We start from the raw sequence: 25,811 nt of genomic DNA, 5'->3' as shown, positions 1-25,811 counted from the left end.
AAGGATATCGACCCATGATCACTGTGATTTCACGGCATGAAAGCCAGCTTTCGCCGGCACTTCGTGACGACCTCGGCCGCTATCGACACGCGGTCTTCATCAAGCAACTGGGCTGGCAACTGCCCGCCGGCACCCGCCGACCCGGGCACGAAGTCGATCAGTTCGACCACACCGACACCCGCTACACCCTGGCGCTGGACAGCGAGGAAAAGGTCCACGGCTGCGCCCGCTTGCTGCCGACCACCCAGCCCTATCTGCTGTCGGAAGTGTTCGGTTTTCTCTGCGACCGGCCCCTGCCGCGGCAGGACGACACCTGGGAAATCTCGCGTTTCGCCGCTTCGGCCCTGGAAGACGGCAAGCTGCCGATGCGGGTGTTCTGGTACACCCTGCACACCGCCTGGACCCTGGGGGCGAACTCGGTGGTGGCGGTGACCACGCCGGCGCTGGAGCGCTACTTCCTGCGCCATGGCGTGGCGCTGAGCCGGCTCGGCCAGCCGCAACGGGTCAACCGCGACCACTTGCTGGCCCTGGACTTTCCGGCCTACCAGAAAAACGGCCGCGCCGCGCTTTATACGCAGTCAGCGGCCGTGGCTTCGCTGAATCAGGCATTTCTGCGCGGCAACCCACCGCCAACAGGCGGTGGGTTGCCGGCGGGTCAGGCGCTCAGGGAGTAGACCAGCGCGGTGATTGCCACCAGGCCAACCAGGGTGACGAACACATTGGAGGCCTGGCCGCGGTAGCGGGCCATGGCCGGCACCTTGCGGATGGCGTACATCGGCATCAGGAACAGGATGGCCGCGATGATCGGGCCGCCCAGGGTTTCGATCATCCCGAGGATGCTCGGGTTGAGCGTGGCGACTATCCAGCACACCACCAGCATGAAGGCCGCGGTCATGCGGTCCAGGGTCTTGGCGCCCGGGCGGCGGCCGCTTTTCACGATCAAGCCCTTGAGACCTTCACTGGCGCCGATGTAGTGGCCCAGGAACGACTTGGCGATGGCCACGAAAGCGATCAACGGCGCGGCGAAGGCGATGGTCGGGTTGCTGAAGTGGTTGGCCAGGTACGACAGGATCGACAGGTTCTGCGCCTTGGCTTCGGCCAGTTGGGCCGGCGACAGGGTCAGCACGCAACTGAAGACGAAGAACAGCACCATCGCCACCATCAGCAGGTGGGCGCGGGACAGGATCTGCGAGCTGCGCTCTTCGGCGTGCACGCCATAACGACGCTTCTGGTCCACGGCAAAGGCCGAGATGATCGGCGAATGGTTGAACGAGAACACCATGACCGGGATCGCCAGCCACAGGGTGTGCAAGAGCGCCGAAGGCTCAGGCAGGGTACTGGCGGTGCTGAGGATGCCGCCGTTCCAGTGCGGAATCAGGAACACCGCGAGGAACAGCAAGGCGACGATGAACGGGTAGACCATCAGGCTCATGGCCTTGACGATCACCTGCTCGCCGCAGCGCACCACGGCCAGCAGGCCGAGGATCAGCACCAGCGACAGCACGGCGCGCGGCGGCGGCATGATGTGCAGCTGGTGCTCCATGAAGCTGCCCACGGTGTTGGTCAGGGCCACGCTGTAGATCAGCAGGATCGGGAAGATGGCGAAGAAGTACAGCAAGGTGATCAGGGCGCCGGCCTTGATCCCGAAATGCTCTTCCACCACTTCGGTGATGTCCGCGCCGTCACGCCCGGAGAGCACGAAGCGGGTCAGGCCACGGTGAGCGAAGAAGGTCATAGGGAACGCCAGCAGCGCCAGGATCAGCAGCGGCCAGAAGCCGCCCAGGCCGGCGTTGATCGGCAAGAACAGGGTCCCTGCGCCGATGGCGGTGCCGAACAGGCCCAGCATCCAGGTAGTGTCATGGCGATTCCAGCCAGCGAGGGTCGCTGGGGCTGCCGCTTCAAAGCGTTGATCAACGCTGTTGGCCTGATCATTCATCCGGTGGGATCTCCACATTCCGGTCATTTGCCACTCGGCCAGGACGCGTCGGAATACCCGACAGACAGAGCCCTCGCCGAAACAGGGGCGCGATTGTCCGGGATTACTCACCAGAAGCAAAGACTTAGCTGAGGAACGGTTTGCCGGCGCAGCTGTCTGGAGCGCGGTTTTGCGGGGGCAGGCACAGCGTTTCATTGATCTGTAGCAAGCGCTAGGCTCAGGTTTCTCAGGCCTTAGGGTCGGATGTGCCGATCAAACGCAGAAGCCAGGGCAAGGCCCTGGCTTCTGGTTGGCTGCAACAAGGAGGTTCGGCGGTCGGGCTCAAGGCTTGTCCAGCGAATGAGCCCGCCCGCCAACGGCAAACGCTAGGTCTGCCCTTCCGCTTCCGTCAGCGCGGCCTGCACCAGGGGGTGCAACGTCGCGCCGGGATGGGTGGTCTGCCAGGCCGCCAGTTCTCTGCGCATGGCCGGTGTCCAGAAGCTTTGCAGGTGCTGGCGCACGCTACGCACTGCCTGGGCGTTGTCCGGTTCGCTGGCGAAGAACTGGGCGATCTGGTTGGCCATCTTGATCAGGCTTTCGCTGCTCATCGGCGCACCTCGGCTTTCTCGGCGTGACGACGCTCCCTCAGCAGGCGCCCCTGTTCATCGCTGAACGCCTGATAACGTTTCTGCCATTCGGAAGGCTGGCTGACCCGCACGACTTCTACCGCCGTCACCTTGTATTCCGGGCAGTTGGTGGCCCAGTCGGAGTTGTCGGTGGTGATCACGTTGGCGCCCGATTCCGGGAAGTGGAAAGTGGTGTAGACCACCCCCGGCGCCACCCGCTCGCTGACCTTGGCCCGCAGCACCGTCTGCCCGGCGCGACTGCCGATGCCGACCCAGTCGCCATCGACGATGCCGCGGTTCTCGGCGTCGGTCGGATGGATTTCCAGGCGGTCCTCCTCGTGCCAGGCCACGTTGTCGGTGCGCCGGGTCTGAGCGCCGACGTTGTACTGGCTGAGGATGCGTCCGGTGGTCAGCAGCAACGGGTAGCGGCTGTTGACCTTCTCCTCGGTGGGTACATAGCCAGTGAGCATGAAGCGGCCCTTGCCGCGCACGAACTCATCGATGTGCATGGTCGGCGTGCCGTCCGGCGCGGCATCGTTGCACGGCCATTGCAGGCTGCCGTGACGGTCCAGCTCGGTGTAGCTGACGCGGTGGAAGGTCGGCGTCAGGCGCGCGATCTCGTCCATGATCTCCGATGGATGGCTGTACTGCATCTTGTAGCCCAGGGCCTCGGCCAGTGCGATGGTGGCTTCCCAGTCGGCCTTGCCGGCCAGGGGCTCCATCACCTTGCGCACTCGGGAAATGCGGCGCTCGGCGTTGGTGAAGGTGCCGTCCTTCTCGAGGAAGGAGCTGCCCGGCAGGAACACATGGGCGAACTTGGCCGTCTCGTTGAGGAAGATGTCCTGCACCACCACGCACTCCATGGCCGTCAGGGCGGCGGTCACGTGCTGGGTGTTGGGGTCGCTCTGGGCAATGTCCTCGCCCTGGCAGTAGAGCGCCTTGAAGGTGCCGTCCAGGGCCGCCTCGAACATATTGGGGATGCGCAGGCCCGGGTCGGGTTGCAGGGTCACGTTCCAGGCCTGTTCGAACTCGGCGCGCACCGCCTCGTTGGAGATATGCCGATAGCCAGGCAGCTCGTGGGGGAAGGAACCCATGTCGCAGGAGCCCTGGACGTTGTTCTGCCCGCGCAGCGGGTTGACCCCGACACCCTCGCGGCCGATGTTGCCGGTGACCATCGCCAGGTTGGCGATGCCCATCACCGAGGTGCTGCCCTGGCTGTGCTCGGTGACGCCCAGGCCGTAGTAGATGGCCGCGTTGCCACCGGTGGCGTAAAGCCGCGCGGCCTCGCGGATCTGTTTGGCCGGCACCCCGCAAATCGGCCCCAGGACCTCGGGGGAGTTCTCCGCCAGGCTGACGAAGTCGCGCCAGCGGGCGAAGTCCGCCGCCTCGCAGCGCTGATCGACGAAAGGCTGGTTGACCAGGCCCTCGGTGACTATCACATGGGCCAATGCATTGAGCATGGCCACGTTGGTGCCCGGACGCAGCTGCAAATGCAGGTCGGCACGGGCATGGGGCGAATCCACCAAGTCGATGCGCCGTGGGTCGATGACAATCAGCCGCGCGCCCTGGCGCAGGCGGCGCTTGAGCTGGGAGCCGAATACCGGGTGCGCGTCGGTGGGGTTGGCGCCCATCACCAGGATGACGTCGGCCTGCATCACCGAGTCGAAACTCTGGGTGCCGGCGGATTCGCCCAGCGTCTGCTTGAGACCATAGCCAGTGGGCGAATGGCAGACCCGGGCACAGGTGTCGACGTTGTTGTTGCCGAAGGCGGTACGCACCAGCTTCTGCACCAGGTAGGTCTCTTCGTTGGTGCAACGGCTGGAGGTGATGCCGCCGATGGAGTCGCGTCCGTATTTCAGCTGAATGCGGCGCAACTCGCTGGCCGCGTAGGTGACCGCCTCTTCCCAGCTGACCTCTTGCCACGGATCGCTGATGTGCTTGCGGATCATCGGCTTGGTGATGCGGTCCGGGTGGGTGGCATAGCCCCAGGCGAAGCGGCCCTTGACGCAGGAGTGGCCGTGGTTGGCCTGGCCGTTCTTGTCCGGGACCATGCGCACCAGTTGCTCGCCTTTCATTTCGGCGCGGAAGGAGCAGCCCACGCCGCAGTAGGCGCAGGTGGTGATGACGCTGCGCTCCGGCTGGCCGATTTCCACCACGCTCTTTTCCATCAGGGTGGCGGTCGGGCAGGCCTGCACGCAGGCGCCGCAGGATACGCATTCGGAATCGAGGAAGTTGTCGCCGCCGGCCGCCGCCACTCGGGAATCGAAACCGCGCCCGCTGATCGTCAGGGCGAAGGTGCCCTGGGTTTCCTCGCAGGCGCGCACGCAGCGGTTGCAGACGATGCACTTGCTCGGGTCGTAGTCGAAATAGGGGTTGGAGACGTCCTTCTGTTCGTCCAGGTGGTTGGCGCCCTCGTAGCCGTAGCGTACTTCCCGCAGCCCCACCTGCCCCGCCACCGTCTGCAACTCGCAGTTGCCGTTGGCCGAGCAGGTCAGGCAGTCCAGCGGGTGGTCGGAGATGTACAGCTCCATCACGTTGCGCCGCAGGCTGGCGAGTTTGGAAGTCTGGGTGTGGACGACCATGCCCTCGGTCACCGGCGTGGTGCAGGAGGCCGGATAACCGCGCATGCCCTCGATTTCCACCAGGCACATGCGGCAGGAGCCGAAGGCTTCCAGGCTGTCGGTGGCGCAGAGTTTGGGGATGGTGGTGCCGAGCAAGGCCGCGGCGCGCATCACCGAGGTGCCGGAGGCGACGCTGATTTCCCGGCCGTCGATGGTCAGGCTGACCTGCACCGCGCTTTCGCGGGCCGGGGTGCCGAGGTCGATATCACTGGTAGGGTCGAAGATATTGATCATTGGTCGGCCTCCGTGGTCGCCAGACCGAAGTCGGCGGGAAAGTGCTTGAGGGCGCTGGCGACGGGGTAGGAAGTCATCCCGCCCAGGGCACAGAGCGAGCCGTATTGCAGGGTGTCGCAGAGGTCTTGCAGCAGCAGCGCCTGTTCCTCGCGGGCCGCGGCGTCGGTGCTGGCGATCAGGCGGTCCACCACCTCCACTCCACGGGTCGAGCCGATCCGGCACGGCGTGCACTTGCCGCAGGACTCCTCGGCGCAGAACTGCAAGGCGAAACGGGCCATGTGGGCCATGTCCAGGCTGTCGTCGGCGACCACCACGCCACCGTGGCCGAGCATCGCGCCCATGGCGGCGAACGCCTCGTAGTCCAGCGGCGTATCGAACTGCGCGGGGGGCACCCAGGCCCCCAGCGGCCCACCCACTTGCGCCGCCTTCAATGGCCGGCCGCTGGCGGTACCGCCGCCATAACCTTCCACCAGCTCACGCAGGCTCAGGCCGAAGGCGCGTTCCACCAGGCCCGCCTGGCGGACGTTGCCGGCCAGTTGGAACGGCATGGTGCCCAGGGAACGTCCCATGCCGAAGTCGCGATAGAACTGCGCGCCCTTCTCCAGGATGATCGGCACCGAGGCCAGGGTCAGCACGTTGTGCACCAGCGTTGGCAAGCCGAACAGGCCCTGCAGGGCCGGCAGCGGCGGTTTGGCGCGAACCGTGCCGCGCTTGCCTTCGAGGGATTCCAGCAGCGCCGTTTCCTCACCGCAGATGTAGGCGCCGGCCCCCACCCGCACGTCCAGCTCGAAGGGCCGGCCGCTACTGCCCACGTTCGCCCCCAGGTAGCCGGCCTCGCGGGCGATGCGCAGGGCCTCGTTCAGGGTGCCGATGGCGTCCGGGTATTCCGAGCGCACGTAGATATAGCCCTTGCTGGCCCCCACGGCGAGGCCGGCGATGATCATGCCTTCGATCAGCAGGAAGGGGTCGCCCTCCATCAGCATGCGGTCGGCGAAGGTGCCGGAGTCGCCTTCATCGGCGTTACAGACCACGTACTTCTGGGTACCCGCGGCTTCGCGCACGGTGCGCCACTTGATACCCGCCGGAAAGGCCGCGCCACCCCGGCCGCGCAGGCCGGAGTCGAGCACGCTGGCGACCACCTGCGCGCCCTCCATCTGGATGGCCCGGGCCAGGCCCCGGAAACCGCCCTGGGCGCGGTAGTCGTCCAGGGACAACGGTTGAGTGATGCCGGCCCGAGCGAACAGCAGGCGCTGCTGGCTCTGCAGATAAGGGATCTGCTCCACCGGCCCCAGGGCCGATGGGTGGCTGCCGGGGTCTGCCGCCAGGGCGTCGAGCAGGCTCGGCACGTCCTCCGCGGTCAGGGGGCCGAAACCCAGCCGGCCGTCGGCGCTGTCCAGCTCCAGCAGTGGCTCCAGCCAATAGAGGCCACGGGAGCTGGTGCGGCGCAGTTCCAACGGCAGTTGTCGACGTTCGGCCTCACGCACCAGCGCAACGGCCACCTTGTCCGCGCCCACGGCGCGGGCCACCGAATCGCGGGGGATATAGAGCTTCAGCATGCGCCATCCTCCAGGCAGCCACTCACCAGCTGGCGCAGGCGCTCGGGGGTGATCCGGGCGTGCAGCTCGCCGTCCAGCTCCAGGGCTGGCGAACAGGCGCAGGCCCCCAGGCAATAGACCGGTCGCAGGTTGATACTGCCGTCGGCCGTGGTGCCATGGTCGTCCAGCAACAGTTGTTCGCGCAGTTGCGCAGCCAGGTGTTCGGCCCCCCGGCTCTGGCAGGACTCGGCCCGGCACAGACGCAGGGTATGGCGCGCGGGCGGGGTGGTACGGAAATCGTGGTAGAAGCTGATCACGCCGCGCACTTCAGCCAGGCTGAGGTTGAGGGCATGGGCGATCTCGGGGATGGCGGTGTCGGGGATGTACCCGCAACCGTCCTGGATGGCGTGGAGAATCGGCAACAAGGCACCGGGAGTGTCCTTTTCGCGCTCCAACACGCTGTGAATCAGAGGCAGGTGAAGCGTGTCATCAGACATAAACGTACCTCGGCATCTCGAACGCCACCGCCGCATAGCGGCAGCCGTCCGGAGTCTTCGGCTGCAGCGCCCGACCACGTCACGGAGGCGTGGATCCTCGGTCGCCATTCTTGCTCTCCGGCCAAGTGTCTTGGCGCACCGGGTCCGGGGCATCCTGGAAGCTTGCCCATCACCATAGCCCGGCGATTGCACCCAGGCGACCCATCGTGTCCTGAAAGCGACCTGCCGGTCGGGAGTGCTGGCCCGCACCCGCTCAAGACACTGAAGCAAGGTCAGCGCAGCCCACAGGCCCATCGATTATGCGCCCGCCCGGCTCGCTGATGCAGCACGGCAAAAGCGGCAGACCGCTAAGGCCCGGCCCAAACAAACATCCCTCTCGGATTGACAGTGCTCGAACCCTGGCCCCATGATCGGCGCCATGAATCTTTTCCCGCGCCGCCTCACCCGCACTACCACCACGACCGCTTCCGGCGGGCCGTGTGGTCGCTGCATGAGCTGACAACAGCGCAGTCGAACCCAAGGCCCCGCCAGCAATGGACGGGGCCTTTTGTTTCTCCGTCCAGCTGGCTCACAAGGAGAAACACCATGCCGTCACCCCAGGCCCAGCGCCCCGCCCTGCTGATCGTCGACATGCAGGTCGGCCTGTTTCACGGACCGCAGCAGCCCTTCGAGGGGCAGCGCGTACTCGACAACATCAACCAGTTGATCCACCGCGCCCGGCAGGCCGGCGCGCCGGTGATCGCCGTGCGCCATACCGGCCCGCAAGGCTCGCCCATCGCCGCCGGCAGCGCGCCGTGGCAACTGCTGCCGCAATTGCAACTCGAGGCCAACGACCAGCGGCTGGACAAAACCCGCCCCAATTGTTTTGTCGGCACCGGGCTGGCCGAACACCTGCGGGCGGCGCAGGTCGATGAACTGGTGATCGTCGGCATGAAAACCCAGTACTGCATCGACGCCACCTGCCGCGCCGCCCTGGACCTGGGGTTCGCCGCCGTGCTGGCGGAGGATGCCCATACCTGCATGGACACCCCGGCGCTCCCGGCCCGGGCGATCATCGACCACCACAACGCGACCCTGGACGGCGCCTTTGTCCGGCGAGTGAAAACTGCCGATATCCGCTTCTGAACACTTCCGTGTAGGAGCTCAATTTACCGGCGATAACCCCTTGAGGCCGATGCTGCTCTCCAGACCGTCATCGCGGGCAAGCCTCGCTCCTACAGAAGAAGTATCAGGCTCGCCGCTGCTTCTGTAGGAGCCAAGCTTGCTGGCGATTAGGCCCTTAAGGGCGACGACGCTCTCGAAGGCCGCAGCCGCGGGAAAAACCCGCGACTGCGCCTTGCCAAAGCGCCCTGCAATCCGCAATCTTGAGCCCTTGAGTGGTTTATCACGGTACAGCAGCTCCAGGAGCTGTACGCCGGTTGCCGTCGATGCGCCGTACGCCGTCCGTTCCTCTTCAGTCCTTCAGGAGACACGCATGCCCGCCACCGTTCTGGTCCTCGTCGAAACCATCAATGACTACCTGTGGATCCTGGAAAACCAGGGTTTCCACCTGATTCTCGCGCCGACGCCCAGCGAACGGGCGGACGCCATCAAGGCCCATGCCGGGCAGATCAACGCCGTGCTCACCCGCGGCCCGCTGGGCCTGACCGCCGAAGAAATCGCCGCCCTGCCGCACCTGGAAATCATCTGCGTGATCGGCGCCGGCTACGAGCAGGTCGACCTGCAGGCGGCGAGCAACCGCGGGATAGCGGTGAGCAACGGCGCCGGGGTCAACGCCTCGTCGGTGGCCGACCACGCCATGGCCCTGCTGCTGTCCCTGGTCCGCGACATTCCCCGTGCCGATGCCGCCGTGCGGCGTGGCGAATGGCCGAAAGTCATGCGCCCGTCCCTGGCCGGCAAGCGCCTGGGCATCCTGGGCCTTGGCGCCGTCGGCCTGGCCATCGCCAAGCGCTGCGCCAATGGCTTCGACATGAGCGTCAGCTACCACAACCGGCAGATCCGCAGCGACGTGCCTTACAGCTTCTGCCCGACCCCGACCGAACTGGCGCGGCATTCGGACTTCCTGGTGGTCGCCACGCCTGGCGGCATAGGCACTCGCCAACTGATCGACAAGGCCGTGCTGCAGGCCCTGGGGCCCGAGGGTTTCCTGGTGAACATCGCCCGCGCCAGCGTGGTCAATACCGCCGACCTGCTGCAGGCCCTGGAACAACGCAGCATCGCCGGCGCGGGCCTGGACGTGTTCGACGACGAACCGCGGGTGCCGGATGCCTTGAAGACCCTGAACAATGTGGTGCTGACACCCCACGTCGCCGGGCTGTCGCCGGAAGCGACCCAGGCCACGGTGGAGCTGGTGGGCAAGAACCTCGTCGCCCACTTCAGCGGCCAGCCGCTGTTGACCCCCATCGCCCTGCCTGCCCCGAACTGAACCCGGCGCGCTACGAAAGGCGCCGGCGGCGCTGCGCACAAACAGGCTGATGCGCGAGCCCGGTCGGAATGCTCATTCAGGCCCGGCGAACTGGACTAGAGTGAAGCCGGGCACATTCAAACGCTTGTATCAAAAGCAATGATTGTCCGGCAACACGCTCACCTATAAAGGCCTGCGGCGATTGTGGCGCTCAGGTGGGCACATTAGATTAGCCAATAATCTCTGGCCTCCAGAATAAGCAGAAGGGATAAGCATGGCGCTTACTGACCAGTCCACCCGTACTCGCTCCGGCGAGGAACTCGATGCCAACCTGATCGATCCGTACCTCAAGGCACATATTCCGGGCCTGACCGGCACCCCGCAGATCAGCCAGTTTCCGGGCGGTGCTTCGAACCTGACCTACCTGCTGGAATACCCGGGACAGGAATTCGTCCTGCGCCGCCCGCCCTTCGGCCACAAGGCCAAGTCGGCCCACGACATGGGCCGCGAATACCGCATCCTCAACCAGCTCAAGGACGGCTTTCCGTATTGCCCGAAAGCCTATGTGCACTGCACCGACGAATCGGTGATCGGCGCCGAGTTCTATGTGATGGAACGGGTCAAGGGCATCATCCTGCGCTCCGACCTGCCGCCGGAGCTGGGTTTCGACGCGGCCAGGACCGAGGCCCTGTGCAAGAGCTTCATCGACAAGTTCGTCGAGCTGCACCGGGTCGACTACAAGGCCTGCGGCCTGAGCGACCTGGGCAAGCCCGAAGGTTATGTGCAACGCCAGATCAAGGGCTGGAGCGATCGCTACGAGAAAGCCCTGACCCCGGACGCGCCCAAGTGGGAAGCGGTCAAGGCCTGGCTCAACGACAAGATGCCGGCCGATCACCCGACCTCCAGCATCGTGCACAACGACTACCGCTTCGACAACGTGATCCTCGACCCGGCCAACCCGATGCAGATCATCGGCGTGCTGGACTGGGAACTGACCACCCTGGGCGACCCGCTGATGGACCTGGGCAACACCCTGGCCTACTGGATCGAAGCCGGCGACCCGGCGCCGGTGCAACTGATGCGCCGCCAGCCGAGCAACGCCCCGGGCATGCTGACTCGCCAGCAGTTCGTCGACTACTACGCCGAACGCGCCGGCATCCAGATCGGCAATTTCGACTTCTACTACACCTACGGCCTGTTCCGCCTGGCCGGCATCGTGCAGCAGATCTACTACCGCTTCTTCCATGGCCAGACCCAGGACAAACGCTTCGCGCAGTTCATTCACATGAACAAGCTGCTGGAGCAGATGAGCCTGCAGGTCATCCACAAATCCAGCCTCTGATCGTCCCGGCGCCAGGCACACAATAAGGAAAAACCATGTCCAAGACTCAGTTGTTCGACCTCGACGGCAAGATCGCTTTCGTCTCCGGCGCCAGCCGCGGCATCGGTGAAGCCATCGCCAAGCTGCTGGCCCAGCAAGGCGCCCATGTGATCGTCTCGAGCCGCAAGCTCGAAGGCTGCCAGCACGTGGCCGACGCCATTGTCGCCGCCGGCGGCAAGGCCACCGCCATCGCCTGCCATATCGGCGAGATGGAGCAGATCAGCCAGGTGTTCGCCGGCATCCGCGAACAGTTCGGGCGCCTGGACATACTGGTCAACAACGCCGCCACCAACCCGCAGTTCTGCAACGTGCTGGACACTGACCTCGGCGCCTTCCAGAAGACCGTCGACGTCAACATCCGCGGCTACTTCTTCATGTCGGTGGAAGCCGGCAAGCTGATGCGCGACAACGGCGGCGGCAGCATCATCAATGTGGCTTCGATCAACGGTGTGTCCCCCGGCATCTTCCAGGGCATCTACTCGATGACCAAGGCCGCGGTGATCAACATGACCAAGGTCTTCGCCAAGGAATGCGCACAGTTCGGCATCCGCTGCAACGCCCTGCTGCCGGGCCTGACCGACACCAAGTTCGCCTCGGCGCTGGTGAAGAACGACGCGATCCTCAAGACCGCCCTGGCGCAGATCCCCCTCAAGCGCGTGGCCGACCCGAGCGAAATGGCCGGCGCCGTGCTCTACCTGGCCAGCGATGCCTCGAGCTACACCACGGGCGTGTCACTGAACGTGGACGGCGGTTTCCTTTCCTGAGCGATCCTCGCCGTACAACTAAAGGCAGCCTGCGGGCTGCCTTTTTATTGCCCGGCACCCACACCTCGCCCCAACCTTTCTCAAACAGAAAACCAAACCTGTCACAGTTTTGGTATCAAGCTCGTAGCACTCTATAAATATTTTGTTACAAGCTCATTTGTCATGCTATAACCCTCTCGCAGTTATTTTTCTGCAACACCACTCATGTGAAACACCATTGTTTGAAAACAGCGGAGGCCGATGTGCGCCTTAAAGAAAAACAACTTGAGGATCAACAACTGACCATTCGGTGATTGTCGACTTCTTAATATGTACCACCTAGTGAGTATCAAGCGAACAGTAACGATAACCGAGACTGAACTCCCTATTGCTCAGTAAAAACAATAAGTACACCAGGTGTTTCCAAACAGCACCTTTGTTTCAGCCCATCATTTAAACCCTGCCTATTACAAGAGATCGAAACATCAGTTTCGACCAAGGACATATCTCAAGGAAAAGGAACATGGACGTAGCAGGTATCGATTCAGGCAAACGCAGCAACCCTTTAAAACCAGCTTCCCTGAGCCCTGTCGCAATGGCCATCGCCTTGTGGCTGGGTCAGGGCCAGATGGCTCTGGCAGATAATCCGCCCACCGGCTCGCCCTATACGCCCCAGGTATTGGAGGCTGCGTTCAGGAACGCCGCTGCGTCATTCGCGCCGGGCAGCGCCGTGTATACCAACTTGCGTTTTGGTATAGGCAATACCCTGGACCTGGCAGCCAAAGAGTTTGCCGCACAATCGACAAAGTTCGACTCGTTGCTGCAGCAGAACTACGAGTTGCAGGCGGAAAACCTGTCGATCAGTGCAATGCTCGGCGATACGAGCAAGCCACTTGATTCCAACAACAATCTGGATCGCTATAAAAGCCGCCTGTTCAGCAACTCCGGCCGTTATACCCAGAACATATACGACTTCGCCAAAGCGATTATTGCCAACCTGCCGGCGGCCCAACCTTATACCTATATAGAGCCGGGTGTGGCCACGGACCTGCACAAACAACTCAATGCCGGACAGTCATGGTCCGCCGCGACCGGCAACTGGAGCAATAACGCGCAAACCTGGAAGACTCCGGAAGCCCAGGTCAACTCCGGCCTGGACCGGACCAACGCCTATTACGCCTATGCCCTGGGTATCACCGGGAAAGGGGTAAACGTCGGCGTGCTGGACTCGGGCATCCTCAGTGAACATTCGGAATTCCAGGGCAAGAACGCCGCAGGCGAAAACCGTGTGCAGGCGGTCACCTCTACCGGCGAATACTACGCAACCCATCCGCGCTATCGGTTGGAGGTGCCGGCCGGCGAGTTCCACAAAGGTGAGCACTTCAGTATTCCAGGTGAGTACGACCCGAGCTTCAACGACGGCCACGGCACGGAAATGTCCGGAGTACTGGCGGCCAGTCGCAATGGTACCGGCATGCACGGCATCGCCTTCGACGCCAATCTGTTCGTGGCCAACACCGGCGGCAGCGACAACGACCGTTATCAAGGCTCCAACGACCTCGACTACAACGCCTTCATGGCCAGCTACGACGCGCTGGCGGCGAAAAAAGTGTCGATCGTCAACCAGAGCTGGGGGCAGAACTCGCGTAATGAGGTAGAGAACCACTTCGGCACTGTCGGCGACAGCCCGCAGGATATCCTCAGGGACATGACCGCCGCCTACCGGCCGTTCTGGGACAAGACCCACGCGGGCCAGAAGACCTGGATGGATGCCATGGCCGACGCCGGCCGGCAGTACTCGTTCATCCAGATCATCTCCGCCGGCAACGACAGCCATGGCGCCAACCCGGACACCAACGCCAACCTCCCCTATTTCAAGCCGGACCTGGAATCCAAGTGGCTGTCCATCACCGGCTATGACGAGACCGGCGCCCAGGTCTACAACCGTTGCGGCACCTCCAAGTGGTGGTGCGTCATGGGGGTTTCCGGCATTCCGTCCGCAGGACCGGAAGGCGAGATCATCCCCAACGCCAACGGCACCTCGGCGGCGGCCCCCAGCGTTTCCGGCGCCCTGGCCCTGGTGATCCAGCGCTTTCCCTACATGACCGCGAGCCAGGCCCGCGATGTCTTGCTGACCACCTCCACCCTGCAAACCCCGGACGGCCCGGACACCCCGGTCGGCGACCGGAAGGGCGGACGCACCTACGACAACCTGCAACCGGTGCACGACGCCGCTCCCGGCACCCCGCAGGTGCCAGGCGTGGTCAACGGCTGGGGCCTGCCCAACCTGAAAAAGGCCATGCAGGGCCCGGGACAGTTCGTCGGTGCACTGGCCGTGGCGCTGCCCGCCGGCACCCGCGATATCTGGGCCAACGACATCTCCGACGAAGCGATCCGTGCCCGACGCAGCGAAGACGCTGCCGAACAGGCCACCTGGAGCGCGATCAAGCAGCAAAAAGGCTGGGTCAAGGGCCTACCGGCCGGGGCCTCGGCGGACGATCAATTCCAGTACGAGATCGGCATGGCCCGGGAACAGGCAACGCTGACCCGCGGCCTGGACCCGCTGACCGGCCAGACCTATGTCGGCAGCCTGACAAAGTCCGGGGATGGGGAACTGGTACTCGAGGGTCAGAGCAGCTATTCGGGCAGTACCTGGGTCCGTGGCGGCAAGCTCTCGGTGGACGGCAGATTGACCTCCAGCGTGACGGTCGATGGCAGCGCCGTGGGCACCGTCGATGCCAATAATCAGGTGGTCACCCGTATCGGCGGCACCCTGGCGGGCAACGGCAGCATCGGCAGCCTGCTGGTGAACAACGGCGGTACTGTGGCCCCCGGCCATTCGGTCGGCACCCTGCACACCGGCGACGTCACGTTCAACCCGGGTTCGGTGTACGCGGTGGAAGTCGCCGCCAACGGGCAGACCGACACCATCCAAAGCACGGGCGTGGCCACTCTCAACGGCGGACAGGTCACCCTCTCCATGGAAAACAGCCCCAACCTGCTGTCTGCGGCCCAGGCCAGCAGCTACCTGGGCCAGCAGTTCAACATCCTCAGCGCCAGCCAGGGTATCAACGGCCAGTTCGCTTCCGTCGCCCCCAGTTTCTTGTTCCTCGGCACCCGCCTGGACTACCAGCCGAACCAGCTGAACCTGGGCATCTACCGCAACCAGACCGCGTTCGCCAGCGTAGCCTTGACCCGTAACGAGCGTGCCGTCGCCAGCGCCATCGACACATTGAGCGCGGGTAATCCGGTGTACGAGAGCATCCTGGCCTCCGACTCGGCGGAACTGGCGCGACAAGCCTTCAACCAGCTCGATGGCCAGGTGCACGCCGACATCGCCGCTGCGCAGATCGCTGACAGCCGTTACCTGCGTGACGCGGTCAACGGCCGCCTGCAACAGGCTCAGGCCCTGGGTACCGATATGGATATCCAGGCCAGCAGCAATGGTGGCTGGGTGCAATTGCTCGGCGGCCACAGGCAAGTCGACGCCGATCACAACGCCACGCGCTACAGCACTTCCACCACCGGCGTCCTGCTCGGCCTGGACACCGACGTCGGCGATGGCTGGCGCGTCGGTGCGGCAACCGGCTACACCAGAACCGATCTGAACGGAGCCTCCAGGACTTCCGCCGACAGCGACAACTATCACCTGTCGATCTATGGCGGCAAACGTTTCGACAGCATCGCCCTGCGCCTCGGCGGAGCCACCACCTGGCACCGCTTCGACACGTCCCGTGACGTGGCGTACGGCAACCAGTCGAGCCATGAAAAAGCCAACTACAACGCGCGTACCGATCAGGTGTTCGGCGAAATCGGCTACACCCGGTGGGCGGCTTTCGAGCCCTTCGCCAACCTCAGCTACATCAACTTCCAGAACGACTCGTTCAAGGAACGCGGCGGTGCGGCAGCCTTGCATGGCAGCAAGCAAAGCCAGGACGCCACGCTCTCGACCCTTGGCCTGCGAGGTCATACGCAATTGCCGGTGAGCGCCACCCGCTCGGTGACCTTGCGTGGCGAGCTGGGCTGGGAACACCAGTACGGCGACCTGGATCGTGAAACCTCATTGAAATTCGCTGGCAGTGCGGCGGCCTTCGCGGTGAACGGCGTGCCGGTGTCTCGCGATGGCGCGGTGGTCAAGGCCGCTGCGGAAATGGCCATGAGCAAAGACACCCTGGTGTCGCTGAACTACACCGGGCTGGTGTCCGGCCATGGCGGTGGCAGCGCGGTCAACCTGGGGTTCACCTTCCAGTTCTGACCCTGCTCAGGTGATCGGCCCATGGGTGCAATGACTGTTCATTGCACCCTTTTTTATTTGCGCCCTTCGGCTTTTCCCCGCCGGGTTGCCGAGCAGCAGCGGCGCGCCACTGAAAATTTATTCTACAGATTGCAATTACCGAATTTTTATTCCATAAATAGCACTCCTTACAATAAGAATTCTGAAAGGGGTCGGCTATGGGTGAACTTGGAATAGGCTTGATCGGCACCGGTTTCATGGGGCGGGCCCATGCGCTGGCGTTTCGTAATGTCAGTGCGGTATTCGAATTGCCGGTGCGCCTGCACCTGGCGGCGCTGGCCGATGCCGACCGCCAGCGCGCCGAACAGTGCGCCGCGGCCTGGGGTTTCGCCCGGGCCCACGACGACTGGCAACGGCTGATCGACGACCCGAAGGTCGATCTGGTGGCGATCACCACGCCCAATCATCTGCACTTCCCCATGGCCATGGCCGCGCTGAAGGCTGGCAAGGCGGTGTACTGCGAGAAGCCCCTGGCGGTCAGCGTCGAACAGGCGCAGCAGATGCAACAGGCGGCCCAGGCCGCCGGGGTGGTCACCCGGGTCGGCTACAACTATCAGCACAACCCGATGATCCTGCAGGCCAAGGCGCTGATCGACAGCGGCGAACTGGGGCAGATCCTCAGCTTCCAGGGCGAGTTCAGCGAAGACTTCATGGCCGACCCGGCCTCGCCTTTCTCCTGGCGCTGCGATCCGCAGCATGCCGGCGGCGCCCTGGCCGACCTGGGCAGCCATCTGTTGGCCATGGCGCGTTATCTGCTGGGCGATGTCGAGGCGGTCTGCGCCGACAGCCAGACCGTGCACCACCAGCGCCCGGCCAGCACTGGCAGCCAGGAACAGCGCCCGATCGCCGTGGACGACCAGACCCACGCCCTGCTGCGTTTCGCCAGCGGCGCCCGCGGGACCTTCAGCAGCAGCTGGCTCAAGCATGGCTACAAGAACCACCTGAGCTTCGAGATCAGCGGCACCCGCGGCACCCTGGCCTTCGACCAGGAACGCCTCAACGAACTGCGCCTGTACCGTGCCGGCGACCAGGGCTTCCAGCGCCTGCTGGCCGGGCCCGCCCTGCCCGGCTACGCCGCCTTCAGCCCAGCCCCGGGGCACCAGCTGGGCTACAACGAGCTGAAGACCCTGGAGGTGCATGAATTGATCATGGCGCTTAGCGGCCAGGGGCACGGCGGGACGGATTTCGCCGAGGCCTGGCAGGTGGAGCGGCTGGCGGCGGCGATCCGGGTCGCGGCGCGGGAGCAGCGTTGGGTGGATGTCAACGCGGTGTGACCTTGAGCGTGATGGCGTTAAGGAGGACGTCATCGCGGGCAAGCCTCGCTCCTACAAAAACATACATATCGTTGTAGGAGCGAGGCTTGCCCGCGATAGCCGCGCAGCGGCGATTTACCCTAACGCCACCAACCGCGCCGCCAACGCCTTGGCCTGGCTGGCCACGTCGGTCACCGCGGTGCTTTCCCACCACATGCCGCGCAACGGCGGGCCCATGGCGAACAGCCGACTGGCGACCTGCCCTTCGGCGTCCACCACCGCGCCGCCGGCGTCGGCCCGGATCCCCAGGGCCAACGGTCCCGGCTTGATCAGGCCACGGGCCAGCAGCTGCTGCGGCAACGGCCGGGCGACCCGGCGCCAGTCGTATTCGATGCCGCTGGAGTTGATCAGCGCATCCCCCGCGACCCAACTGGTTTGCGCTTCGCCGCGACGGCGAATGCGAATCGCCAGGCGCCCATCCGCCGAAGGCTCCAGGCCCTTGAACGAGGCGGCCTGGATGCACAGCCGCCCTTCCCCGTGCAAACGCGCCACCAGCTCGGCGCTCAGGGGCGGCGAACGGTGGTGATGGCTTTCCCACCAGGGCCGCACATGGCGCACGAACTGCCGGCGCTGCCCATCCGTGGCCTGGCTCCACAAACGCCCGATATGGGCGCGCACCGTGTCCAGCGGCGCCTGCCAGTCCACGCCGTCCGCCAGCGCCTGGCGGCACTGGCGACGCAGTTCGTGCAACAGCTGGCGCGGGGTGCGGATGCTGGGGTCCTCGGCGAGGAAGTCGACCCAGGCCGGTGGCTGGCGCCGCACATGGGGCAACAGGCCGTGGCGCGAGAACACCTCGATCGGCCCGCGATGCCCGGCCTGCTCCAGGGACACCACCGCGTCGACCATGGTCAGCCCGGAGCCGATGATCAGCACAGTCGCCTGCGGGTCGAGCCGGCTCATGGCCGAGACATCCCAGGGGTCCAGCGCGGCGGCGTTGAGGCCGCTGGATTCGGTCTGTGGCGTGCGCGCCGCCGGGAACATGCCGGTGGCCAGCACGGCAAAGGCACCGCGTAGTTGCTGGCCGTCGTTGAGGGTCAGCAAGGCCCCCTCAGCGTCGGCCTGCAAGTCCACCACCTCGGCGCGCACATGCTCCACCCTCGAGCCCTGCAAGGCGCCTATCGCCTGGGCTTCGGCCAGCCGCTGCTGCACATACAGGCCGAAGATCCCGCGGGGCGGAAACAGCTCGCTGACCGGCACATGCTGCTGGTCCGACTCGGGCCAGCCGCCGGCGGCGAGGTAGTCGCTCAGCCACTGGGTCAGGTCGTCGGCGTTGTCCGGATCGACGCTCATGCGCGCGGCGTTGCCGTTCAGGGTGTGGCCCAGCTCGACGGCGCTGTAGGCCTCACCGCGCCCCAGCTCGCTGCGCGGTTCGATCACCAGCACCTGACGCCGGCCCGGCAGGCGCAGCAGTTGAGCGGCGAGCAAGGCGCCACTCAGGCCGCCGCCGACGATCAGTACATCGGCATCACGGGTGGCGCCGCTCGCCTGTCCGTTGGGTGTTTGGCTCATGGGGTTCTCACGGGTCAGTGTTTACCTGGGTTGCGGTGATGCACGCAGGCTTGGGTAGCGTAGCTGGGCACCACATTAGTAGGTTGTTCGACGATACGGAATCTCCCGGCCCCGGCGAGCTTCATGCAATGTTGCGCTTGAGCCCGGCCAGCCACGGCGATAGCGGAAACTTCGCGGCGCTGCCGGGGGCTTGCCAGATGTAATGCAGCCGCTGGAAACCCAGGAGCCGACGTATCTGGTGTTTGACCAGCCGTTGCAAGGGGCGCTGCGGCTGGGCATTGGCCCAATCCCACAGCCGGCGTCGCCAATGGCCCGCAGGCACCAGGCGGCGTGCGCTGTCAGCGGCCAGGTATTGCAGGCGCGCGGCCGAAAGCAGCAGGCCGCTGGGGGCCACCTCGCGGCGGTCGCGGCTGGCCGAATCGCGGCTTTGCGGAAACGCCAGGCTATGGCCGCTGTGCAGCCACTGTTGCAGCAGCACCCTCAGGCCATCCGGCCATTCCGTGCCCTCTTCGCTCCACAGCTGCGAGGCCGCGGCCGGCTGCCACCAAAGGTTCTGCCGCCGCGGCGTTTCACTGGCACCGAGCAAATCATCGAAGGCCAGCACCGGTTGCCGCGCCGCGTCAGGCAAACGCGGCACCGCCTGATGGGCGATCAACAGCTGCGGGGCCGGGCTGCTTTCGCCGGCGGCGACCCAGCGCAGCAACTGCGGCGCGCAATGCACGAAGGCATGGCTCGGCTGCAGGCGCCACAGGGCCCGGCGCAGCGCCACGTGGCCGAGCTGATCGTCCAGGGTCAGGACCTCGGCCCCCACGCTTTGCGCGGCCAGGGCCAGAAGCAGCAGGTCGGGCTCGAACAGACCACTCAGCACCAGCCGCGAGCGCTCGCTGAAACCCTGTTGCCGCAGCCCGTCGGCCAGGCGCTCGACATCCCGCAAGGCGTCGATCCAGCGCCAGTGGTACCAATGGCCGTGGCGCTTGTGACGCAACGCGCTGGCCAGCGGGCTGACCTGGGCCCAGTGCTGCAACAGCTCCAGGGCAGCGGGCAGCAGCGCGGTGTTTTCCAGTGTTCGTGCATCCGCCGGGGGCGAACGCTTGAGTTCATGCACGCTCATGGGCTGACCTCGATGCCTTGGGCAAAAGCGTGCGGTGGTCCGCTGGCTGGTTTTTGGGTTTGCACCGCACCTGTAGCCGCTGCCGCAGGCTGCGATCGACCGGAACGGTCGCGGCGATGGTCCTGACGGCAAAGACCCTGCGGGTCTTATCGCAGCCTTCGGCAGCGGCTACAGGGACGGTACCCGGATAGACGCCACCTGCTGCTCCTGGCGATGCCAGGCCGCGAGGTCGCGATAGGCGCTGCCCGGATGCACTTCCGGCAAGCGCGGCCCGGCGCCGAACAGCTTCTCGCGCAAGGTACCGGGGGCGTATTCGGTCTTGTACACGCCGCGCTTCTGCAGCTCGGGGACCAGCAGTTCGACGGCGTCGACAAAGGTTTCGTGGGTCAGCGCATAGGCCAGGTTGAAGCCATCCACATCGGTGTCCTCGACCCACTCCTGGAGCAGGTCGGCCACGGTTTCCGGGCTGCCGACGAACAGCGGGCCGAAGCCGCCGATGCCGACCCAGTCCGCCAGCTCATGGGGGGTCCAGACCTTGTTCGGGTCGGCCGTGGAGAAGGCTTCCACCGCCGACTGGATGGCGTTGGTGTGCACATGCTTGAGCGGCTCATCGGGCTTGAACTGGCTGAAGTCGATGCCAGTCCAGCCGGAAATCAGCGCCATCGCGCCCTCGTAGCTGACCCAGGATTTGTACTCCTCGAACTTGGCCCTGGCCTTGGCGTCGGTCTCGCCGAGGATCACCGTCTGCAGGTTGAAGATCAGGATCTTCCTTGGATCGCGCCCGGCCTCGGCGGCCCGGCGACGGATATCGGCCACAGTCTTCTTCAGCAGCACCTTGGACGGCGCGGCGACAAACACACACTCGGCCTGCTCGGCGGCGAACTGCTTGCCACGGCTCGACGCCCCGGCCTGGTAGAGCACCGGGGTGCGTTGCGGCGAAGGCTCGCAGAGGTGGATGCCCGGCACCTGGAAGTGTTTGCCGAAGTGCTGGATCTCATGGATCTTGCTCGGGTCGCTGAAAATCCGCCGTTCCCGGTCGCGCAGCACCGCGCCCTCTTCCCAGCTGCCTTCCCAGAGCTTGTAGCAAACCTGGAGGTATTCCTCGGCGTAGTCGTAACGGGCGTCGTGCTCGGTCTGGGCTTTCTGCCCGAGGTTCTTCGCCCCGCTTTCCAGGTAGGAGGTGACGATGTTCCAGCCGGCGCGGCCCTTGGTCAGGTGATCGAGGGTGGAAAGACGCCGGGCGAAGGGATAGGGATGCTCGAACGACAGCGACGCGGTCAGGCCGAAGCCCAGGTGTTCGGTGACCAGGGCCATGGGCGGAATCAGTTGCAGCGGATCGTTCACCGGCACCTGGGCCGCCTGGCGGATCGCCGCCTCGCCGTTGCCCTGGTAGACGTCATAGATGCCCAGCACATCGGCAATGAACAGGCCGTCGAACTTGCCGCGTTCGAGAATTCGCGCCAGGTCGGTCCAGTATTCGAGGTCCTTGTACTGCCAGGAACGGTCCCGGGGGTGGGCCCACAGGCCCGGCGACTGATGGCCGACACAGTTCATGTCGAAGGCGTTGAGACGGATTTCACGGGACATCAAACAACACTCCTGAAACTGGGCGGCACCACGCCGTTGAGGCGGTAGTTGCCGATCAACGGGTATTTCCAGCGCAACGGCTCATCCAGCGCGGCGGGCAGCGGGCTGCGCTGGCCGGTCAGCTCGAACTCGGCGTTGCTCACCGCGAGCAAGGCCTCGCGACTGGCGATGGCCGCCTCGGCCTGGGCCACGCCGACTTCGGCGACATCCTGTTCCCTGGCGAGCAAGGCCTGGGCTCGCTCCTGCAAGGCAGCGGCGACTTCGACACGGATCAGCAGGTCGCCAAAGCGGCTGATCACATAAGGGTCGTCGCTGGCCCTGGCCAGGCCGCTGCCGGGCCAGGGTTTGGCCTGCTCACGGACAAAGGTGAGGGTCGACTGCAGCAACTCGCGGGCGCGGCGCAGGTCGTCGTGGCTTTGCTCGGGCTTTTCATGGGTGGTGGCTTGGCTCAATGCGTTCATGGGCGGTTCCTCAGTTCCAGGCGTGGCGGGCCGGCTTGACGCCGTTGAGCAGGAAGTTGCCGATCAGGTGGTATTTCCAGCGCGCCGGGTCATGCAGGGTGTGGGTCCGCGCGTTGCGCCAGTAGCGGTCGAGGTTGTACTTGCCGAGCACCGAGCGGGTGCCGGCCAGCTCGAACAGCTTGCTGCTGGCGAGCAAGGCGCTTTGTGCCGACAGCACCTTGGCTTGCGCCACCACCACCGAGGCCTGGGCCACTGTGTCTTCGTTGGGTTCGCGCAGTGCCTGGTCGATGGCCAGGCCGGCTTTTTCCAGGATCGCTTCGGTGCCGTGCACCCGCCATTCCAGGTCGCCGATGGCAGCGATGGTGAACGGGTCCTGCCAGCCATGGTCCTGGCCGCTGTCGATCCAGGGCCGCGACTGGCGGGCGTGGCGCTTGGCCTCTTCCAGGGCGCCGAGCGCCAGGCCGGTGTCCACCGCCGCCTGGATGATCTGCGAGATCGGCCCGTCGGCGGTGGGCTCGTCGAACGCGCGGTGGGCCGGGATCACCGCACTGAGCGGCACCTGCACCGCGTCGAGGGTAACGCCGCCGCTGGCCGTGGTGCGCTGGCCGAAACCGTCCCAGCTGTCGATCACGGTCAGGCCGGAACTGCCCCGTTCAATAAAGGCGATGAACGCCTTGTTCTCCTCATCGACCGCCACCGCCGGCACGATATGGGCGAACAAGGCGCCGGTGCAGTAGAACTTCTCGCCGTCGATCCGCGCGCCGTCGGCGTTGAAACGGATACGGGTCTCGAAGGCGCCGGCATGCTTGCTGCCGGCTTCGGAAAACGCGTTGCCGAAGCGATAACCCTGCAGCACCTTGGCGAAGTAATAGCGCTTCTGCTCTTCGCTGGCGGTCTGCAGCAGGATGTCGAGCACACCCAGATGGTTCTGCGGCAGTTGACCGAGGGACGAGTCGGCGGCGGATATGATCTTGATCACCTCCGCCACCGTCAAGTAGGACACCCCGGCGCCCCCGTAGGCCTTGGGAATGGTGATGCCCCACAGGCCGCTGGCGGAGAACTCGTCCAGCTCGGCGAACGGCAGGCGCCGCTCGCGATCGCGCACGCTGGCCTCGACGGCGAAACGCTCGGCCAGGGTCCGGGCGACGGCAATCGCCTCGGCATCGGAGTGGATGATATGGGCGGTTCGGGTGGGTTGAGCAGTGGCTGTCATGGCCAACTCCAGGTCCTGTCGAATGCGGAAGATCCGTTCTGACCGGGAGATTGCAGAAGTCGTGCCTAAGCCTATAAATCTTATAAATCAGTAAGTTGAATTGTATTTGCAATAAATAACATCAACTGAAAACAGGCAAAGTGTTCAAGCACTGTTGCCCAGGCAACAGTACTCAGATCACCACGTTGCGCACGAAACGCACCGCCACCGCCCCATCGTTGCGATAGGCGTGCGGCAGGTTGCTGGCGAACATGAAGAACTCGCCGCTGTCCAGGCGCCGCTCCTGCTCTCCCAGGACCAGGGTCAGGCAACCCTCGCAGACATACAGCTGCTCGCTCCAGCCTTCGGCGTCCGGTTCCGACAGGTATTGCTCGCCCGGCTCCAGGCGCCACTCCCACAGCTCCACTTCGCGGCAGGCGTTGGCCTTGGCCAGCAGCACCGCCTTGCTCCCGGGAAGCAGCCCGGCCCAGGCCAGCTCATTGATGCGGCTCGGGTCGCGGGCATCGGGGGCCTGGATCAGGTCGCTGAAAGCCACGTCCAGGGCTTCGGCCACCCGGTCCAGGGTGCTGAGGCTGACATTCTTCTCACCGGCCTCGATGGCCACCAGCATCCGTCGGCTGACCCCGGACTTCTCCGCCAAAGCGCTCTGGCTCAGCTCGGCGGCGTGGCGCAAGCGCCGGACGTTGTGACTGACATGCTGCAGCACGGACGCGCGCTGCCCAGGATCTTTGTGCACTATATTGCTCACTGTATGGATTTGCGCAGTATACTGCCCAACTTCGCGGCGCATTGTGCGGCCGCCCCGGGTAGCGCGCAAGGGCATGACGTCTGTGAACTCCTCCAAACCTTCCTCCTTCTTCCTCAAACTGAGCAAAGCCGAGTGCGTGCTGGTGCTGATCACCATGGTCTGGGGCGGCACCTTTCTCACCGTGCAACACGCCATGACCGTCAGCGGCCCGATGTTCTTCGTCGGCCTGCGCTTTGCCGCGGCGGCCTGCATCGTCGGGCTGTTCTCCCTGCACAGCCTGCGTGGGCTGACCCTGTTCGAACTCAAGGCCGGGGTCTTCATCGGCACCGCCATCATGCTCGGCTACGGCTTGCAGACTGTGGGCCTGCAAAGCATTCCCAGCAGCCAGTCGGCCTTTATCACCGCGCTGTACGTGCCCTTCGTGCCGTTGCTGCAATGGCTGTTCATGGGCAAGCGCCCGGGGCTGATGCCGAGCATCGGCATCATGCTGGCCTTCACCGGCCTGATGCTGCTCTCCGGGCCGAGCGGCGCCGCGCTGGACTTCAGCCCGGGGGAAATCGCCACCCTGATCAGCACCGTGGCCATCGCCGCGGAAATCATCCTGATCAGCACCTACGCCGGCCAGGTCGATGTACGCCGGGTCACAGTAGTACAACTGGCTGCGACCTCGGTGCTGTCGTTCCTGATGGTGGTGCCGACCCAGGAAGCCATCCCGGACTTTTCCTGGCTGCTGCTGGCCAGCGCCCTGGGCCTGGGCGCCGCCAGCGCGGCGATCCAGGTGGCGATGAACTGGGCGCAGAAAAGCGTCTCGCCGACCCGCGCCACCCTGATCTACGCCGGCGAACCGGTGTGGGCCGGTCTGGTTGGGCGCATCGCCGGCGAACGCCTGCCGGCCCTGGCCCTGCTGGGCGGCGCGCTGATCGTCGCGGCGGTGATCGTCAGCGAATTGAAGACCAAGGGTAAGAGCGCTGAGGCGGTCGAGGCGGATCGGCTGGATGAAACCGCGGATTCGCAACGCTGAACTAGCGCGGCAACGATTCGACAATGGCCGCCAGCTCCTGCCGAGAGAGCTGGCCGGCCTGTACCGCGGCGACAATGTCTTCTCGTGTCATCGCTGCTTGGTCCGGGACCTGCCCGGGATCGACATTCCATAACCACAAGGGGCTGATCGACGCTTGCCCCGGCCAGAAGGCCTTGGGCAAGGCTTCCTGAGCGATAACGCCCTTGTGATAGAAGTACGCCAGGTAGCGACTATGGCCCTCGGCAAAGCCGGTGTCGTAATAGAGCACGGTGCCGGCGGGCAAGGCCGCCGCCGTCTGCCCCTCGATCGACAAGGGTTCCAGGGTCTTGAAGCGGCTCATGCCAGCGGTGGGCCCGGCAAGCGTCAGCCACAGCCAGACGCTCCAGCCGCCGAAGGCCATCAGCAGCAGGCTGGAGAGGGTTTTGCGGGTAAAGGTTCCGAGGGTCATAGGGCCTGTCTGCTTCCTTTCAAGCGGGTCCGTTGCAGATCGGCGTGACCATAACACCGCGCGCAGCGCTTTGTTGTCATTCACGCCGGGCAAACTGCCATGACTTTCGCGCCAACCGGCTTTTTGTCCCCTGCCTTGAACGCTGGCCGA

The 25,811-nt window shown here is 65.0% G+C and carries 19 protein-coding genes and 1 pseudogene; 8 read left to right on the top strand and 12 right to left on the bottom strand.

Translation table 11 applies throughout. The features are described 5' to 3' along the window. The first annotated feature begins 14 nt into the window (after positions 1-14). Complete coding sequence (locus tag C4K38_RS12855) at positions 15-674, top strand: acyl-homoserine-lactone synthase (RefSeq protein WP_053278698.1); 660 nt, start codon at positions 15-17, stop codon at positions 672-674. Here C4K38_RS12855 and C4K38_RS12850 read toward each other — a convergent pair. From C4K38_RS12850 to C4K38_RS12830, 5 genes are all read right to left on the bottom strand, one after another. Further along, a complete protein-coding gene (locus tag C4K38_RS12850) occupies positions 656-1,936 on the bottom strand; it encodes a serine/threonine transporter (RefSeq protein ID WP_025809405.1) in 1,281 nt (426 codons plus the stop codon). The genes C4K38_RS12855 and C4K38_RS12850 overlap by 19 nt on opposite strands. Positions 1,937-2,301: 365 nt before the next feature. Then, complete coding sequence (locus tag C4K38_RS12845; protein WP_053278697.1) at positions 2,302-2,523, bottom strand: formate dehydrogenase subunit delta; 222 nt, start codon at positions 2,521-2,523, stop codon at positions 2,302-2,304. Further along, positions 2,520-5,396, bottom strand: coding sequence for a formate dehydrogenase subunit alpha (fdhF, locus tag C4K38_RS12840; RefSeq protein ID WP_053278696.1), 2,877 nt, complete (start codon positions 5,394-5,396; stop codon positions 2,520-2,522). The genes C4K38_RS12845 and fdhF overlap by 4 nt, the downstream gene beginning before the upstream one ends. Continuing rightward, the gene (locus C4K38_RS12835) at positions 5,393-6,952 is read right to left on the bottom strand and encodes a formate dehydrogenase beta subunit (RefSeq protein ID WP_053278695.1); all 1,560 of its coding nucleotides are present in this window, start codon (positions 6,950-6,952) and stop codon (positions 5,393-5,395) included. Before C4K38_RS12835 ends, fdhF begins: the two co-directional genes overlap by 4 nt. Further along, complete coding sequence (locus C4K38_RS12830; protein WP_038631829.1) at positions 6,946-7,428, bottom strand: formate dehydrogenase subunit gamma; 483 nt, start codon at positions 7,426-7,428, stop codon at positions 6,946-6,948. The genes C4K38_RS12835 and C4K38_RS12830 overlap by 7 nt, the downstream gene beginning before the upstream one ends. A 585-nt stretch (positions 7,429-8,013) precedes the next feature. Here C4K38_RS12830 and C4K38_RS12825 point away from each other — a divergent pair. From C4K38_RS12825 to C4K38_RS12800, 6 genes are all read left to right on the top strand, one after another. Beyond that, positions 8,014-8,553 (top strand): cysteine hydrolase family protein, encoded by a 540-nt coding sequence (locus C4K38_RS12825; RefSeq protein ID WP_053278694.1) that lies wholly within the window; start codon positions 8,014-8,016, stop codon positions 8,551-8,553. Between the two features lie 349 nt (positions 8,554-8,902). Then, on the top strand, positions 8,903-9,853 hold the full coding sequence (locus tag C4K38_RS12820) for a 2-hydroxyacid dehydrogenase (RefSeq protein ID WP_053278693.1): 951 nt from the start codon (positions 8,903-8,905) through the stop codon (positions 9,851-9,853). A 253-nt stretch (positions 9,854-10,106) separates the two neighbouring features. Then, the gene (locus tag C4K38_RS12815) at positions 10,107-11,174 is read left to right on the top strand and encodes a phosphotransferase family protein (protein WP_053278692.1); all 1,068 of its coding nucleotides are present in this window, start codon (positions 10,107-10,109) and stop codon (positions 11,172-11,174) included. Positions 11,175-11,209: 35 nt separating this feature from the next. Further along, complete coding sequence (locus tag C4K38_RS12810; RefSeq protein WP_053278691.1) at positions 11,210-11,977, top strand: SDR family oxidoreductase; 768 nt, start codon at positions 11,210-11,212, stop codon at positions 11,975-11,977. Positions 11,978-12,479: 502 nt separating this feature from the next. Continuing rightward, positions 12,480-16,211: an autotransporter domain-containing protein gene (locus C4K38_RS12805; RefSeq protein WP_053278690.1), complete on the top strand. Its 3,732-nt coding sequence runs from the start codon at positions 12,480-12,482 to the stop codon at positions 16,209-16,211. Positions 16,212-16,408: 197 nt separating this feature from the next. Beyond that, the gene (locus C4K38_RS12800; protein ID WP_053278689.1) at positions 16,409-17,524 is read left to right on the top strand and encodes a Gfo/Idh/MocA family protein; all 1,116 of its coding nucleotides are present in this window, start codon (positions 16,409-16,411) and stop codon (positions 17,522-17,524) included. 114 nt (positions 17,525-17,638) lie between these two features. Here the strand turns inward: C4K38_RS12800 and C4K38_RS12795 are convergent, their stop codons facing one another. The 6 genes from C4K38_RS12795 to C4K38_RS12770 form a co-directional block, all read right to left on the bottom strand. Beyond that, on the bottom strand, positions 17,639-19,072 hold the full coding sequence (locus C4K38_RS12795; protein ID WP_053278688.1) for an FAD/NAD(P)-binding protein: 1,434 nt from the start codon (positions 19,070-19,072) through the stop codon (positions 17,639-17,641). 121 nt (positions 19,073-19,193) lie between these two features. Next, on the bottom strand, positions 19,194-20,183 hold the full coding sequence (locus C4K38_RS12790; protein ID WP_053278687.1) for an AMP-binding protein: 990 nt from the start codon (positions 20,181-20,183) through the stop codon (positions 19,194-19,196). A gap of 168 nt (positions 20,184-20,351) precedes the next feature. Further along, on the bottom strand, positions 20,352-21,770 hold the full coding sequence (locus tag C4K38_RS12785; protein WP_053278686.1) for an LLM class flavin-dependent oxidoreductase: 1,419 nt from the start codon (positions 21,768-21,770) through the stop codon (positions 20,352-20,354). Continuing rightward, positions 21,770-22,231, bottom strand: coding sequence for an acyl-CoA dehydrogenase (locus C4K38_RS12780; protein ID WP_053278685.1), 462 nt, complete (start codon positions 22,229-22,231; stop codon positions 21,770-21,772). Before C4K38_RS12780 ends, C4K38_RS12785 begins: the two co-directional genes overlap by 1 nt. Before the next feature lie 10 nt (positions 22,232-22,241). Next, entirely contained in the window at positions 22,242-23,444 is a 1,203-nt protein-coding gene (locus tag C4K38_RS12775) for an SfnB family sulfur acquisition oxidoreductase (RefSeq protein WP_053278684.1), read from the bottom strand. Between the two features lie 172 nt (positions 23,445-23,616). Then, positions 23,617-24,180 carry a helix-turn-helix domain-containing protein gene (locus C4K38_RS12770; protein ID WP_053278683.1) on the bottom strand — a complete coding sequence of 188 codons (564 nt, stop codon included), beginning with the start codon at positions 24,178-24,180 and terminating at the stop codon, positions 23,617-23,619. 15 nt (positions 24,181-24,195) lie between these two features. Here C4K38_RS12770 and C4K38_RS12765 point away from each other — a divergent pair. Next, a pseudogene (locus C4K38_RS12765) lies at positions 24,196-25,213 on the top strand (DMT family transporter). Position 25,214: 1 nt separating this feature from the next. Here C4K38_RS12765 and C4K38_RS12760 read toward each other — a convergent pair. Beyond that, on the bottom strand, positions 25,215-25,661 hold the full coding sequence (locus tag C4K38_RS12760; RefSeq protein ID WP_053278681.1) for a hypothetical protein: 447 nt from the start codon (positions 25,659-25,661) through the stop codon (positions 25,215-25,217). Positions 25,662-25,811 lie beyond the last annotated feature (150 nt).

It is taken from the genome of Pseudomonas chlororaphis subsp. piscium (genome assembly GCF_003850345.1).
In the GTDB taxonomy this organism is placed as follows: domain Bacteria; phylum Pseudomonadota; class Gammaproteobacteria; order Pseudomonadales; family Pseudomonadaceae; genus Aquipseudomonas; species Aquipseudomonas piscium.
Note: the sequence above shows the minus strand (reverse complement) of the source record. Positions and strands in the feature narration are given on the sequence as shown.

Bases quoted from the DNA above. Each gene is read 5' to 3' on its own strand.
- C4K38_RS12790 (WP_053278687.1), bottom strand. From the start codon at position 20,183: ATGAGCGTGCATGAACTCAAGCGTTCGCCCCCGGCGGATGCACGAACA.
- C4K38_RS12850 (WP_025809405.1), bottom strand. From the start codon at position 1,936: ATGAATGATCAGGCCAACAGCGTTGATCAACGCTTTGAAGCGGCAGCC.
- C4K38_RS12835 (WP_053278695.1), bottom strand. From the start codon at position 6,952: ATGCTGAAGCTCTATATCCCCCGCGATTCGGTGGCCCGCGCCGTGGGC.
- C4K38_RS12810 (WP_053278691.1), top strand. From the start codon at position 11,210: ATGTCCAAGACTCAGTTGTTCGACCTCGACGGCAAGATCGCTTTCGTC.
- C4K38_RS12820 (WP_053278693.1), top strand. From the start codon at position 8,903: ATGCCCGCCACCGTTCTGGTCCTCGTCGAAACCATCAATGACTACCTG.
- C4K38_RS12795 (WP_053278688.1), bottom strand. From the start codon at position 19,072: ATGAGCCAAACACCCAACGGACAGGCGAGCGGCGCCACCCGTGATGCC.
- C4K38_RS12815 (WP_053278692.1), top strand. From the start codon at position 10,107: ATGGCGCTTACTGACCAGTCCACCCGTACTCGCTCCGGCGAGGAACTC.
- C4K38_RS12785 (WP_053278686.1), bottom strand. From the start codon at position 21,770: ATGTCCCGTGAAATCCGTCTCAACGCCTTCGACATGAACTGTGTCGGC.
- C4K38_RS12830 (WP_038631829.1), bottom strand. From the start codon at position 7,428: ATGTCTGATGACACGCTTCACCTGCCTCTGATTCACAGCGTGTTGGAG.
- C4K38_RS12800 (WP_053278689.1), top strand. From the start codon at position 16,409: ATGGGTGAACTTGGAATAGGCTTGATCGGCACCGGTTTCATGGGGCGG.
- C4K38_RS12845 (WP_053278697.1), bottom strand. From the start codon at position 2,523: ATGAGCAGCGAAAGCCTGATCAAGATGGCCAACCAGATCGCCCAGTTC.
- C4K38_RS12855 (WP_053278698.1), top strand. From the start codon at position 15: ATGATCACTGTGATTTCACGGCATGAAAGCCAGCTTTCGCCGGCACTT.
- C4K38_RS12775 (WP_053278684.1), bottom strand. From the start codon at position 23,444: ATGACAGCCACTGCTCAACCCACCCGAACCGCCCATATCATCCACTCC.
- C4K38_RS12780 (WP_053278685.1), bottom strand. From the start codon at position 22,231: ATGAACGCATTGAGCCAAGCCACCACCCATGAAAAGCCCGAGCAAAGC.
- C4K38_RS12825 (WP_053278694.1), top strand. From the start codon at position 8,014: ATGCCGTCACCCCAGGCCCAGCGCCCCGCCCTGCTGATCGTCGACATG.
- C4K38_RS12805 (WP_053278690.1), top strand. From the start codon at position 12,480: ATGGACGTAGCAGGTATCGATTCAGGCAAACGCAGCAACCCTTTAAAA.
- C4K38_RS12760 (WP_053278681.1), bottom strand. From the start codon at position 25,661: ATGACCCTCGGAACCTTTACCCGCAAAACCCTCTCCAGCCTGCTGCTG.
- fdhF (WP_053278696.1), bottom strand. From the start codon at position 5,396: ATGATCAATATCTTCGACCCTACCAGTGATATCGACCTCGGCACCCCG.